Genomic DNA, 13,350 nt, shown 5'->3' with positions numbered 1-13,350 from the left:
CGGCGCGGCGCGAGCGCCCAGGGGTGTGGTTCTCGCCCGGGCCGCACCTCACCCCGCCGGTACCGTCTCGCCAGTCAGCGCCCCGCCGGTCGCCTGCCCCTCCGTCACCGCCCGGCCGGACCATGCCCTTACGCACATCGCCCGGCCGGACCGCCCCCCGCTGGTCCCGGCCCCGCCGGTCGCCGCCCGTAGGCTGCCGGCCCCTCCGCCAACCTCGCCGGTCGCCGCCCCGTAGACGCCGCTCCCTCCGCAACCTCGCCGGTCGCCGCCCCGCCGGTCGCCGGTCGCCGGTCCGTAGGCGCCGCCCCCTCCGCCAACCTGGCTGGTCACCGCCCGCCAGTCGCCGCCCGCCGTCGCCGGCCCCTCCCTCATCGCCGTGCCCGTCCTCGGGGCGGGGGCGGGGCCGGGGTCGGGTTCGGCAGGGTGTCGTGGGGCGGGGTGGGGGTCCGGCGGGGTGGGGTGCCCGGGGCCGGGGGGAGCGGGACGCCGTGCTGGGCGGCGCGGTAGGAGTCGAGGAGGTGTTGCTGGGTCGCGTTCATGGGACCAGGCTGCGGTGGACGTCCTTCGGTCCGTGCGTCGATTGACGAGGGTCGTCAAGCGACGGTCCGGGGGTCGCGGCGCACCGCACCATAGGGGCGTGAGCGTGACGATAGACATCACCGGCCTGCCGCCCGAGCGGATCACCTTCGCGATCTCGCCCCTCGCGGAACTGGGCGTGGCCCTGCACGCGCTGGCCGAGCCGGCGCACCATCCGGGGCTGCACGGGTGGGCGACGGCCACCGCCGCGGGCCTCAAGCCCGACCTGGCCGACCGGCTCCATGAGGCGGACTTCCTGTGGACGGCGACCATGTCCGATGTGTTCCTGCCGTACGCGGGGCTGCCGGGCGGGGACGGGCGGCCCGGCGGGACGCTCGCGGAGGAGCTGGACCTGCTGGACCGGCTGGACGAGGAGCGGTTCCTGCGGGCGGCGCTGGAGTTCAACTGCTCCACGTACACGACGGGCGCGCCGGTGGTACCCGACCGGGCGCTGGAGTGGGCCGCGAACCGGGGGCCCCGGCAGCTGGACTTCACACGCCGGCTGCTGGACGACCCGAGCGGGGCGCGGGCGTGGCTGCGGCGCCTGTTCGAGGACTGCGAGGAGGCGTTCTTCGCGGACACCTGGCGGCGGGTCGGGCCGGGGCTGGTGGTGGACGCGCGGGAGAAGAGCGAGCTGCTGCGCCGCAAGGGGCTCGCCGAGGCGGTGCGCGCGGTGTCCCCGGCCGTCGCCGTCGAGGAGGACGGGGCGCGGCGGCGCCTCAGCGTGGACAAGATGGCGCACGGCGGGACCACGGCGGTGGACCCGGAGGTCGGGCCCGGTGTGACGTTCGTGCCGACCAGCTTCGGCTGGCCGCACCTGCTGGTGCTGCACGCGCCGGGCTGGCGGCCCGTGGTGCAGTACCCGGTGGGCGGCCCCACCGTGGCGGGTCCGGCGTCGGTGGACTTGCTCCAGCGGCGCATGGAGGCGCTGGCCCACCCCATGCGGATGCGCCTGTGCCGGCAGCTGGCGCGCGGTTCGTACACGACGAGCGAGCTGGCCGACACGTACGGGATCACCGCGCCCGAGGTCTCGCGGCATCTGTCGGTGCTGAAGAAGGCGGAGCTGGTGTCGGTCCGCCGCCGGGGCCGGTACGTGCTGCATCAGCTGGACGTGGCGGCGGTGGCCAGGATCGGCAGCGACTTCCTGGAGACGGTGCTGCGTTAGGGCGGTGATCGGGAAGCCGGGCATCCGGTTGCGCTGCTGTTGCTGGGCGGAGACGGCCTTTCCTCCGGAGCGGGGCGGCGGGATCGCGAGGGTGGGCGACGGGGGGCGGCTCTGCGGGGCTTCCGTCGAACCCCGCGTCCGGGTCTGCCGCCGACCGGGAGTATCTTGAACGCGTTCAAGAACGAGTTCCGGGGGCGGCCATGCGGGACACCGCGCGCGAGAGTGTTCATCCGTGGCAGATCGGCCTGGCCGTGTGCGCCGTGGTCGTCCCGCTGCCTCCCGTCATCGGCTCCGGCTACCCGTCGTTCTTCGCGCTGCCCCTCGTGGCCGCGACCACGGCGCTGACCGGCGTACCGCTGTTGCTCCACGCCCGGCCCGCCGCCTTCCGGTGGGCCGCCGGGGTCATCGCGGCGGTGCTGCTGCCGTGGTCGCTGATCGGCTCCTGGTTCGGGATGTTCGTATTCTTCCCGTCCGTCCCCCTCCTGCTCCTCTCGGTCCTCTCGGACCCGCGGCGGCGCCCCAGGGCCGCGAGATTCCTGGCGGGGGCCGGCTTCCTGCTGGTGGCGGCGCTGACGCTGCTCTGGTGAGGCGACGGGCACTGAGGTCCCCGTCTGCGGACCACCCGCTCCGTACGTGGCAGGGGCGGCGGCAGGGCACCCGCGCCGGTCGAGTGCCGTGAGCGGCCGCGCCGCCGGCCTCACGACACCACGGCACCCGTCTCAGGACAGGGAGCCTCCGCCCGCGCGGACCAGGCCCGTCTCGTACGCGAGGACGACGACCTGGACGCGGTCGCGGAGCTCCAGTTTGGTCAGGATGCGGCCGACATGGGTCTTCACCGTGGCCTCCGAGAGGACCAGCCGGGCGGCGATCTCGCCGTTCGACAGGCCCTGGGCGACGAGCAGCATCACCTCGCGCTCCCGCTCGGTGAGCCGGGCCAGGGCCTTGTGCTCGGGCTCCCGGCCGGTGCTGCTGGGCAGCATCGGGGAGAACCGGTCGAGCAGGCGGCGGGTCGTGGACGGGGCGACCACCGCGTCGCCGCTGTGGACGGCGCGGATCGCGGCGAGCAGCTCGCCGGGGGGCACGTCCTTGAGCATGAAGCCGCTGGCGCCGGCCTTCAGCCCGGAGAAGGCGTACTCGTCCAGGTCGAACGTGGTGAGGATGAGGACGCGGGGCGCGCCCGGCTGCGAGCAGATGCGGCGGGTCGCCTCCACACCGTCCAGCTTCGGCATGCGCACATCCATCAGCACGACGTCGACCTGGGTCGAGGCCAGCACCTGGAGGGCCTCCACGCCGTCGCCCGCCTCGGCGACGACCTCCATGTCCGGCTGGGCGGCCAGCACCATGCGGAAACCGGTGCGCAGCAGCACCTGGTCGTCGACGAGCATCAGACGGATGGTCATATCCGGGGTCCTGTTCCTGGCGAGGCGGGAGGGGCGAGGCGTGAGGGGCGAAGCGAGAAGGGGCGGGGAGGGGTGAGACGGGGGAAGCGGGGCGTGGGGGCGGGGGGCTGAGGCTAGTGGGCGGGTTTCAGGGGGAGCAGCGCGCTGATCCGGAAGCCGCCGCCGGGGCGCGGGCCCGCGTCCAGGGTGCCTCCGACCATGCCGACGCGCTCGCGCATGCCGATCAGGCCGTGTCCCCTGCCGTCGGCGCCGCCGTCCACGTACATCTCCTGGGCGGCGCCCCGGCCGTCGTCCTCGACCAGCAGGCCGAGGCCGTCGTCGAAGTACGTGAGCCGGACGCAGGCGCCCACGTCGGGGCCGCCGTGCTTGCGGGTGTTGGTGAGGGCCTCCTGCACGATGCGGTACGCGGTGAGCTCGACGCCGCTGGGCAGGGGCCTCGGGGTGCCCTCGATCTTGAAGTCGACGGGCAGTCCGGCGGTGCGGACCTGTTCGACGAGGTCCTCGATCTGCTGCACGTCCGGCTGCGGGACGTACTCGCCGGCCTCCTCCGGCTCGCCGGTGCGCAGGATGCCGAGCAGCCGCCGCATTTCGGCGAGGGCCTGGCGCCCGGTGGAGGAGATGGTCTCCAGCGCCTGCCGTGCCTGGTCCGGCGAGCCGTCCAGGACGTAGGCGGCGCCGTCGGCCTGGACGACCATGACGGACACGTTGTGCGCGACGACGTCGTGGAGTTCCCGCGCGATACGGGCCCGCTCGGCGGCGACCGCGACCTTCGCCTGCGCCTCCCGCTCCCGTTCCAGCCGGTCGGCGCGCTCCTCCAGCTGGGCCAGGTAGGCGCGGCGGGTGCGCATCGAGTCGCCGAGCACCCAGGCGAGGACGAACGGCACGGACATCACGACGGTGAAGAAGACCCGCCCGGCGGTGGAGACGCCCTCCAGCGGCCACCTGAGCTGCGCTATCGGGGCCGCGCACGCCCCGCCGACCAGCGCGAGCCGCGACGCCCAGCGCGGCCCGTCGTGCGCGGCGACGGTGTAGATGACGACGAGCATCGCGAAGTCGGCCGGGTTGGGCTGCAGGCCGATCAGCAGTTGGGCCAGGCCGAGGGCGACGGCCAGCAGCAGCATCGCCCCGGGCCGGCGTCGGCGCAGCGCCACGGCCAGCGCGAGCAGCCCGACGACCGCGACGCCGATCAGGTCGTTCGGCCCGCCGTGCGGGACCGTCGCCACCCACAGGGAGGAGAACCCGAACAGCATCACCGCCCAGAAGCTGTCGACGCCCGTCGGGTGCCTGCGGAGGAAGTCGTAGAGGCGCTGCACGTAGCAAGCGTAGGGAAATCCGATAGGTGCACGGGTCAACCAGGAGTGCGATCCGGGCGCCGACCTCCTACTCCGCAGGGTGGACCCCCGCGGGGGAGACTGTGCCCGTGGCGGATGAGACGACGGACGGGACCTCCGGGACGCGCGCGGAAGGCGCGGCCGACAGGCCGGTGACGGGCGGGGCCTCCGGGGCGAGCGCGGCCGACAGGGCGGTGACGGGCGGGGCCCCGGCCAGGACGCGCGCAGCCGACAGGCCGGTGGCGGGCGGCGCCCGGGAGGCGGACGCGGGGCGGGGCGGCGGCGGGGAGTGGCGGCGCTGGCGGGTGGCCGCGGAGGAGGCGCTGTACGGGCCGGGCGGCGGGTTCTACCTCCGTCCCGAGGGTCCCGCGGGTCACTTCCGTACCTCCGTGCACGCCTCCCGCCTGTACGCCGCCGCCGTCGCCCGGCTTCTGGTGCGGGTCGCCGCCGAACTGCGCGCGGCGGACGGCGCCGAGGCGGGGGCGGACGGCGTCGAGGTCGCGTTCGTCGACATGGGCGCCGGCCGGGGCGAGCTGGTGACCGGTGTGCTCGACGCGCTGGACGCGCGGGGCGCGGGCGGGTCCGAGGGGCTGCCGCCGGGCGTGCGCGTACGGGCGTACGCCGTGGAGCGAGCGCCCCGTCCCGCCGGTCTGGACCCGCGCGTGGAGTGGGTCGCCGAGCCGCCCGCCGGGGTGCGGGGCCTGCTGTTCGCGAACGAGTGGCTGGACAACGTCCCGGTGGACGTCGCCCAGGCCGACGAGGAGGGGACGCCCCGGTATGTGGAGGTGCGGCGGGACGGCGCCGAGCGGCTCGGCACTCCGGTGACCGGGGCGGACGCGCGGTGGCTGGACCGCTGGTGGCCGCTGCGCGAGCCGGGTGGGCGCGCCGAGATCGGCCGTCCGCGGGACGAGGCGTGGGCGGCGGCGGCCGGCACCGTGGAGGCGGGGCTGGCCGTCGCGGTGGACTACGCGCACTCGGCGGGGGCGCGGCCCCCGTTCGGTACGCTCACCGGTTTCCGCGCGGGCCGGGAGGTGCCGCCCGTGCCCGACGGGACCTGCGACATCACGGCGCACGTGGCGCTGGACGCGTGCGCGGCCGCCGCGCCGGGGGCGGCGGAGCTGCTGTCCCAGCGGGACGCGCTGCGGGGGCTCGGGGTGTCCGGGGAGCGCCCGCCGCTCGCGCTGGCCTCCAGCGATCCGGCGGCGTACGTGCGGGGCCTCGCCGCCGCCGGGGAGGCCGCCGAGCTGACCGCCCGGGGCGGGCTCGGCGACTTCACCTGGCTCCTGCAGCGGCGGCCCGGCGGGGGATACTGAGCGGCATGACGGAGACCACCCAGTCCAGGGAGACCACGGTCGGCATCGGCGGTGCCGCCGAGAGCACCGACATGGTGCTGAACATCGGCCCCCAGCACCCCTCCACCCACGGTGTGCTCCGCCTGCGCCTGGTCCTGGACGGCGAGGTGATCCAGCACGCCGAGCCGGTGATCGGGTACATGCACCGCGGCGCGGAGAAGCTGTTCGAGGCCCGTGACTACCGGCAGATCATCATGCTGGCCAACCGCCATGACTGGCTGTCGGCGTTCTCGAACGAGCTGGGCGTCGTCCTCGCCGTCGAGCGGATGCTGGGCATGGAGGTCCCGGAGCGGGCCGTGTGGACCCGGACCCTGCTCGCGGAGCTGAACCGGGTGCTGAACCATCTGATGTTCCTCGGCTCGTACCCGCTGGAGCTGGGCGGGATCACGCCGATCTTCCACGCGTTCCGGGAGCGGGAGGACCTCCAGCACATCCTGGAGGAGGTCTCCGGCGGCCGCATCCACTACATGTTCAACCGGGTCGGCGGGCTGAAGGAGGACCTGCCGGCGGGGTGGCTGGGCCGCACCCGCGAGGCCGTCGCGGCCGTCCGTTCGCGGATGGACGTGTACGACCGGCTGGTCCTCGGCAACGAGATCTTCCGCGGCCGGACCCGCGGCGTCGGCGTCCTGTCCCCCGAGGCCGTGCACGCGTACGGGGTGAGCGGCCCGATCGCCCGCGCGTCCGGCGTCGACTTCGACCTGCGCCGGGACGAGCCGTACCTCGCGTACGGGGAGCTCCAGGACACGCTGAAGGTCGTCACCCGGCAGGAGGGCGACTGCCTCGCGCGGTTCGAGTGCCTGCTGGAGCAGACCCACAACGCGCTGGACCTGGCCGACGCGTGCCTGGACCGGATCGCGGAGCTGCCGCCCGGCCCGATCAACCAGCGGCTGCCGAAGGTCCTCAAGGCCCCGGAGGGCCACACGTACGCCTGGACGGAGAACCCACTCGGCGTCAACGGCTACTACCTGGTGTCCAAGGGCGACAAGACCCCGTACCGGCTGAAGCTGCGCTCCGCCTCGTACAACAACATCCAGGTGCTGTCGGAGCTGCTGCCGGGGACGCTGGTCGCCGACATGGTCGCGATCCTGGGGTCGTTCTTCTTCGTCGTGGGCGACATCGACAAGTAGGCGCCACGCCGTCGGCACACGGGCGCCCGCCCGCGGCGCCGGTACGTCCGCGCCGGGGAGACGGCGGTACGTCGGTACGGCGAGGCGGCGTACGGCGAGGCGGCGGTACGGCGAAGCGGTGGCGGTACGGCGAAACGGCGGCCGGGATGTGCTCCCGGCCGCCGTTTCACGTGTCGTCCGCCTCCCGTCGCCCCGTCCCGCGACCTGCCGGGGCGCCCTGCGCCCTGTGGGGCCGTCCTGCGGGTGACGGGTCGTCCTACGAGCTGACGGCGTCGCGCAGTTGCGCCACGTCGAGCTGCTCGGTCTCGTCGTGCGCGGTGAGGTCGATGACCTCGCCGACGGCCTGCTGGCCGTCGCTCCCGGCCGTCGCCGGGCGGGCCTCGGCGAGCGCCTCCTCGCCGACGACGTCCGCCAGGTCCTCGTCCTGCACGGCCGCCTCGATCGCCGCGGGCTTCTTGCCGGTGCCCTGCGCGCGGGTGCCCTTCTGCGTGCCGAAGAAGTCGAAGCTGCCCGCCGGGCGCGGGACGGGGCGGCGCCGGGCGGCGTACGGGACGATGGTCGCCGCGGCGGGGACGGGCCGCATCGCCAGGGCGGACGTGCCGGTTCCGCCGGCGGTGGCGCCGGAGGGGCGGGCCGCGGCCCCGGCGGCGCGGCGGGCCTCCTGGGCGGCGGCGTTGCGGGTGAGGCCGGCCAGGGCCTGCGCGGCGCGGAGGTAGTCGGCGCGGGTGGGCGCGGTGGACGTGGTCGCCAGTTCCCTGCCGCCGCCCGCCGGGGCGCCCTTGCCCTCGGCGTGCGCCGGGGCGTTGGTGCCGAGGGCGAGCCGGCGGCGGCCCTCCAGGGCGCTGGCGCGCTCGGTCTCGGCGGTGGCGTACCGGCGCAGCAGCTCGGCGTGCTCGTTGCGGAGGCCGGCCAGCTCGACCCGCTTGGCGCGCAGCTTCGCGTCGAGCTTGGCGCGCAGTTCGCGGGCCTCCTCCAGGTCGGCCTCCAGCTCGGCTATGCGCTCCTCGGTCTTCCACTGGTCGCTGGCGCGGGCGCGGGTGAGTTCGGCGACGCGGCGGCCCGCCGTGCGGTCCCAGGCGCGCATGAGGACCGCGCCCGTGACGGCGGCGGCCGCCGCCGCGGCGACGAGCAGGCGCAGTCCGAGCGGATCGGCCAGGAGCCAGGCGCCCGCGGCGCAGAGGATGGACGCGCCGGCCACCGCGGAGGGCGGCAGCAGCCGGTGCAGGGGTGGGGAATGGCGGTGGCGTCCACGTGGCATGGCCTGAAATTTACCGTGCGTACGGGAACTTTGGGGTGTCGGCCCGGCAATGTTTTGACCACCGGATCGCCGGGCCGGCCGCTCCACTTACCGTACCGGCGGAACGTCAGCCGCCGATCAGTCCCTTCTCCCGCAGGTAAGCCTTGGCCACGTCGGCGGGCTTTGCGCGCTCGGCGTCGACCTTCCGGTTCAACTCGACCAGATCTGCGGTCGACAGCACCTTGGTGATCTTGCCGAGGGCGGCGGCGATCTCGGGTGAACCGGCGTCCTTCGCATTGACGACGGGCAGGACGTTGTCGGCGTTCTGGAGCTTTTTGTCGTCCTTCAGCAGCACCAGTCCGAACGCGTCGAGGGTGGCGTCCGTGGTCGTGGTGAGGACGAGCTGGTCGACGCCGTCCTTCACGGCCTGCTTGGCCTGCGGCGTGCCCACGCCCTTGGGATCGACACCCGCCACGTCGATTCCGTAGACGGACTTCAGACCGGGTGCGCAGAACGGCCGCACGGTGCACTCGTCGCCCGCCGCGATCTTCACCCTCACCTTCGAACGGCCCAGATCCGAAAGGGTCTTCAGCTTGTGCCGGGCGGCGAATTCCTCGGTGACCGCGAATGCGTTCTGGTCGACGGCCTCACCGGCCGGAAGGACCTTCAGTCCGCGCGGCGCCGCGAGCTTCTCCAGGGCGGCCACGGTGGCGTTCACATCGCTGGACGCGACGGGCTTCTCCTCGGGGGCCTTGGGGCCGTTCGCCTTCGCGTTGAGGAATTCGGCAAGCGTAGCGGCGTATTCCGGTACGACGTCGATCTCGCCCTTCTCCAGGGACGGTTCGTACAGTTCGCGGTTCTCCACCGTCCGGATGGAGGTGCGGTATCCGGCGTCGGTGAGGACGCCCGCGTACAGCTCCGCGAGGACCTGCGACTCGGTGAAGCCGGCCGAGCCGACGACCAGCGCGCCCTTGCCGGCCGCGCCGGACGGGTCGCCCGTGGACCCGCCGCGCTCCTCCAGGCTGCTGCCGCCGCATGCGGTGAGGCCGCCGGTCAGGGCGAGCGCGCCCAGGACCGCCCCGGCCAGGCGGGTGCTTGTGCTCATCACGATTGAGGTCTCCGTCCGTTCGGTCCATGGCCCGCGAGCACCCTGCCCGCCGCCACCAGTACGCCCTCGACCAGCAGGGCGAGCGCGCCGACGAGCAGCGCCCCCGCGAACACCTGCGCCGTGTCGTAGGTGTGGAAACCGGCGGTGATGATCCGTCCGAGGCCGCCCTCGCCGGCCATCGCGGCGAGCGTGGCCGTCGCGATCACCTGCACCGCGGCCAGCCGCAGGCCGGTCATCACCATCGGGAACGCCAGGGGCAGTTCGACCGTGCGGAACAGCTGCCCGCCCGACATCCCCATGCCGCGCGCCGCCTCCACCACCGCCCGGTCCACTTCCCGCATCCCCAGATACGTGTTGGTGAGCAGCGGCGGCACGGCGAACAGGACCAGCGCGACCACCGTCGGTATGCCGCCGTGCCGGCCCAGCGGGGTGAGCGTCAGCAGCACCAGCACCGCCAGTGTGGGAACGGCCCGCCCGACGTTCGACACGTTCACCGCGAGGGCGCCGCCCCGGCCGATGTGCCCCAGCCAGAAGGCCAGGGGCAGCGCGATCAAGCAGGAGAGCAGCAGCGAGACGCCGCTGAACCACAGGTGCTCGCCGAGCCGGTGCCACACCCCCGCCTCGCCCTGCCAGTTGGCCCCGGTCGTCAGCCACGCCCAGGCGTCGCCCACCACGCCCATCGCTCAGCCCGCCTTCCCGACGCCACCCGGCGCCCCGCCGCCCGGGCCCCCGCCACCCGGCGCCCCGTCACCCCGGCTCCCGCCACCCGGCGCCCCGCCGCCGGCAGCGCCCGTCCCGCCCGCCCTCGCAGCGCCCGGCCCCACGCCGGCGGGCACCGGCTGCTGCTCCGACACCGGCGGCGGCACGCGCCCGCGCGAGGCGCGCGTCCACGGCGTCAGCAGCCGCTGGAGGCCCAGCAGCAGCACATCGGCGGTCACCGCGAGCAGCACGCACAGCACCGAGGCGGTCAGCACCTGGGCCTTGAAGAAGCTCTTGAGGCCGCTGGTGATCAGCGTGCCCAGACCGCCGTAGTCGACGAGCGCGCCGACCGTCGTCAGGGCGACCGTCGAGACCGTCGCCATCCGCACCCCGGCGAGCAGGGCGGGCAGCGCCAGCGGCAGCTCGACCTCCCACAGCAGCCGCCCCGGCCCGTATCCCATCCCCAGCGCGGCCTCCCGCGTCTCGGCGGGCACGGCGGCGAGCCCGGCCAGGATGTTCCGCACGAGGATCGTCAGCGAGTACAGCACCAGCCCCGTCACCACCAGCGCCGCCGACAGCCCGAAGAGCGGGAGCAGCAGCGAGAACATCGCCAGTGACGGGATCGCGTAGAGCACGGTGGTCAGCCCCAGCACCGGTCCCGACCACGCCGGCCGGGCCCGGACGAGGAGGGCCAGCGGCAGGGCGACGGCGATCCCGATGAGCACCGAGACGCCCGTGATCCACACATGCTGCACGGTCGCGTCCACGAGCTCCTGGGCGCGGGAGCGCACGTACTCGGGGCAGACCCAGTCGTTGGCCGCCAGGCAACCGCTCATCGCTCCCCACCTCCCCCGCTTGCCGGACGGGGCGTCAGTCCCCTGCCGTCGCTGTGGTGTTCGATGGAATCGACCCTAACGCCCGGCACCGACAATCGCCCGGAGGACGCTCCGGCCCGGCACCATGGGCCCCAACGCCACCACGCGCCACAAGGGGGAGCAGTGATCCGCTTCGAACACGTCACCAAGCGGTACGCGGACGGCCGGGCGGCCGTCGACGATCTGTCGTTCGATGTGGCGAGGGGCGAGCTGGTCACCCTCGTCGGCCCGTCCGGCTGCGGCAAGACGACGACCATGAAGATGGTCAACCGGCTGGTGGAGCCCACCTCGGGCCGGGTCCTGGTGGACGGCCGGGACGTCGCGGAGGCCGACCCGGTCGAGCTGCGCCGGGGCATCGGGTACGTGATCCAGCAGGTCGGCCTCTTCCCGCACCGCACGGTGCTGGAGAACACCGCGACCGTGCCGCGCCTCCTGGGCACCCGCCGGGCCGCTGCCGACGCGCGCGCGGCGGAGCTGCTCGACCTGGTGGGCCTCGACCCGCGGGTCTTCGGCGACCGGTACCCGGACCAGCTGTCGGGCGGCCAGCGGCAGCGGGTGGGCGTCGCCCGCGCCCTCGCCGCCGATCCGCCGGTCCTGCTGATGGACGAGCCGTTCGGCGCGGTCGACCCGGTCGTGCGGGAGCGCCTGCAGAGCGAGTTCCTGAAGCTCCAGGCGCGGATGCGCAAGACGGTCCTGTTCGTCACGCACGACCTGGAGGAGGCGGTCCGCCTCGGCGACCGGATGGCCGTGTACGGGCAGGGGACGATCGAGCAGCTGGACACGCCGGCCACGGTCCTGGGCGCCCCGGCCACCCCGTACGTCGCGGACTTCGTGGGCGCCGACCGGGCGCTGCGGCGGCTGTCGGTCACCCCCGTCGAGGAGGGCCACCTCGACCGCCCGCCGGTCCTCCGGCTGGACGACCCGCTCCCCCGCGCGTGGGACGGGGCCCGGGCGGTGGTCCTCGACGCCGACGGGCGCCCCTACGGCTGGCTGCCGGCCGCCGGTGAGCCGGGCGGCGGTCCCGGGGCCGTACGGGAGGAGCCGCCGGGCCCCGGAGCCGTGCGGGAGCGGGCGCGGCCGATGGAGGCGCGGGTGGAGCTCGGCGGGTCGCTGAAGGACGCGTTCTCGGCGATGCTGCGGTACGACGCGGGATGGGTCGCCGTCGTGGACCCGGCGGACGGCGGCCGCTACCTGGGCGTCCTCACGCCCGAGCGGCTGCACGAGGCGCTGCGACGCTCCCTGGGCGGCGGGGGCGGGGTCACGCCGCGCTGAGGCGGGCGCCCAGCCACACCAGGGCGGGCGGTATCTCGCGGTTCCAGGTGCCGAAGTTGTGGCCCCCGCTGTCGAGCGTGATGGACGACACGCGCGCGGGGGCCTTCACCTTGGCGATGAACTCCCGCGTCCCCTTCAGGTTCCCCTCGCCCTGCCGGGACGTGGTCACCAGGAACGACGTACGGCCCTGCGGCAGGTGGTCCAGGCTCCACAGCAGGTCGGCGCGGTTGCGCAGCTTCGCGTCGCCGCGGAACAGGTCTCCGGTCGTCACGTCCTCCGCCGCCTTGTAGTACGCCGAGAGGCCCGCGCCCGCCGCGAACCGGTCCGGGTGGTGCAGGGCGATCTTCAGCGCGCAGTAGCCGCCGGTCGAGTTGCCGATGAAGCCCCAGTTCCGCGCGGCACCGCCCACGCGGTACGTCTCCGAGACGGCCTTCGGCAGGTCCTCGGCGAAGTACGTCTCCGTGCGCGGACCGCCCGGCACGTCCACGCACTCCGTGTCGCGGGGCGGCGCGACCGTCGGGCGGAGCATCACGAGGACCATCGGCTGCATCCTGCCGGCCTTGGCCTGCTCGTACGCGGTGCGCGGGTAGCGCAGGCCCTTCAGCAGGTTCTCGGCGGTGCCCGGGTAGCCGGTGAGGACGACGGCGGCGGGGAAGGTGCGGCGCGCGTGGGCGGGCTGGAAGTACTCCGGGGGCAGGTAGACGTAGGCGGGGCTGTCGATGCCGGACTTCTCGCCGGAGATGACGACCTTCTGGATCTGCCCGCCGATGTGCGGGTGGTGGCCGCCCGGCACGTCCATCGGGCGCTTCTCCACCACCTTCACGTGCTGGCCGCCCGCCGAGTGGTCGACCACCACGCCGAGCTCCTGCTCCTGGCCCAGGAGGTCCGCCCAGGAGCCGTAGAAGAGGAAGTAGTTGTTCGCGGCCAGGCCGACCGCCGAGAACAGCGACAGCTGGGTCGCCAGCAGCAGGCCGACGCGTCCCAGGACGGCGCGCCAGGACCGCCGGGCGAGCCGCGGCCACAGCCAGACCGTGACCGCGAACAGCGCGACGGCCGCGAGGACCGCCAGCGCGAGGACCTTGTTGCTGGTGAGACCCATGCGTCGTCCAAGCCTTCTTCGATGTCGGTGCGCCGAGAATTTCCGGGCCGCGAATGAACCCGCCGCGCGGACGTGTCGTCCTAGAGGGCGCACATCGTCCGCCTGTCCG

Annotated in this window: 12 protein-coding genes; 5 read left to right on the top strand and 7 right to left on the bottom strand. The window is 74.5% G+C overall.

All coding sequences use genetic code 11. The annotated features are described in order from the left end of the window. Window positions 1-643: 643 nt before the first annotated feature. Entirely contained in the window at window positions 644-1,741 is a 1,098-nt protein-coding gene (locus ACSUPT_RS16835) for a DUF5937 family protein (protein WP_351964082.1), read from the top strand. 200 nt (window positions 1,742-1,941) lie between these two features. Next, window positions 1,942-2,328 carry a hypothetical protein gene (locus ACSUPT_RS16830; protein ID WP_436944811.1) on the top strand — a complete coding sequence of 129 codons (387 nt, stop codon included), beginning with the start codon at window positions 1,942-1,944 and terminating at the stop codon, window positions 2,326-2,328. A gap of 132 nt (window positions 2,329-2,460) precedes the next feature. On the opposite strand, the gene ACSUPT_RS16825 is transcribed toward ACSUPT_RS16830, so the two are convergent. Then, entirely contained in the window at window positions 2,461-3,141 is a 681-nt protein-coding gene (locus tag ACSUPT_RS16825) for a response regulator transcription factor (protein WP_351964032.1), read from the bottom strand. Window positions 3,142-3,254: 113 nt separating this feature from the next. Beyond that, window positions 3,255-4,454 (bottom strand): sensor histidine kinase, encoded by a 1,200-nt coding sequence (locus ACSUPT_RS16820; protein WP_436944810.1) that lies wholly within the window; start codon window positions 4,452-4,454, stop codon window positions 3,255-3,257. Window positions 4,455-4,711: 257 nt separating this feature from the next. Here ACSUPT_RS16820 and ACSUPT_RS16815 point away from each other — a divergent pair, with 257 nt between their 5' ends. Both ACSUPT_RS16815 and ACSUPT_RS16810 read left to right on the top strand, forming a co-directional pair. Continuing rightward, window positions 4,712-5,785 carry an SAM-dependent methyltransferase gene (locus ACSUPT_RS16815; RefSeq protein WP_436946224.1) on the top strand — a complete coding sequence of 358 codons (1,074 nt, stop codon included), beginning with the start codon at window positions 4,712-4,714 and terminating at the stop codon, window positions 5,783-5,785. A 5-nt stretch (window positions 5,786-5,790) separates the two neighbouring features. Then, the gene (locus ACSUPT_RS16810; RefSeq protein WP_351964030.1) at window positions 5,791-6,951 is read left to right on the top strand and encodes an NADH-quinone oxidoreductase subunit D; all 1,161 of its coding nucleotides are present in this window, start codon (window positions 5,791-5,793) and stop codon (window positions 6,949-6,951) included. A 256-nt stretch (window positions 6,952-7,207) separates the two neighbouring features. Here the strand turns inward: ACSUPT_RS16810 and ACSUPT_RS16805 are convergent, their stop codons facing one another. The 4 genes from ACSUPT_RS16805 to ACSUPT_RS16790 form a co-directional block, all read right to left on the bottom strand. Then, the gene (locus ACSUPT_RS16805; RefSeq protein WP_436944808.1) at window positions 7,208-8,209 is read right to left on the bottom strand and encodes a hypothetical protein; all 1,002 of its coding nucleotides are present in this window, start codon (window positions 8,207-8,209) and stop codon (window positions 7,208-7,210) included. A 106-nt stretch (window positions 8,210-8,315) separates the two neighbouring features. Further along, entirely contained in the window at window positions 8,316-9,293 is a 978-nt protein-coding gene (locus ACSUPT_RS16800) for an ABC transporter substrate-binding protein (protein ID WP_436944807.1), read from the bottom strand. After that, window positions 9,293-9,976 carry an ABC transporter permease gene (locus tag ACSUPT_RS16795; RefSeq protein WP_436944806.1) on the bottom strand — a complete coding sequence of 228 codons (684 nt, stop codon included), beginning with the start codon at window positions 9,974-9,976 and terminating at the stop codon, window positions 9,293-9,295. Before ACSUPT_RS16795 ends, ACSUPT_RS16800 begins: the two co-directional genes overlap by 1 nt. 3 nt (window positions 9,977-9,979) lie before the next feature. Further along, on the bottom strand, window positions 9,980-10,831 hold the full coding sequence (locus ACSUPT_RS16790) for an ABC transporter permease (protein ID WP_436944804.1): 852 nt from the start codon (window positions 10,829-10,831) through the stop codon (window positions 9,980-9,982). Between the two features lie 162 nt (window positions 10,832-10,993). Here ACSUPT_RS16790 and ACSUPT_RS16785 point away from each other — a divergent pair, with 162 nt between their 5' ends. Next, window positions 10,994-12,142, top strand: a complete 1,149-nt coding sequence (locus tag ACSUPT_RS16785; RefSeq protein WP_436944802.1) for an ABC transporter ATP-binding protein — start codon at window positions 10,994-10,996, stop codon at window positions 12,140-12,142. On the opposite strand, the gene ACSUPT_RS16780 is transcribed toward ACSUPT_RS16785, so the two are convergent. Beyond that, entirely contained in the window at window positions 12,129-13,241 is a 1,113-nt protein-coding gene (locus ACSUPT_RS16780; RefSeq protein ID WP_436944801.1) for an alpha/beta hydrolase, read from the bottom strand. The genes ACSUPT_RS16785 and ACSUPT_RS16780 overlap by 14 nt on opposite strands. Window positions 13,242-13,350: the final 109 nt, after the last annotated feature.

The organism is Streptomyces sp. SudanB25_2051, assembly GCF_964272635.1.
Taxonomy (GTDB): Bacteria; Actinomycetota; Actinomycetes; order Streptomycetales; family Streptomycetaceae; genus Streptomyces.
The sequence above is the reverse complement of the archived record's forward strand: the minus strand, read 5'-3'. Positions and strand labels throughout refer to the sequence as shown.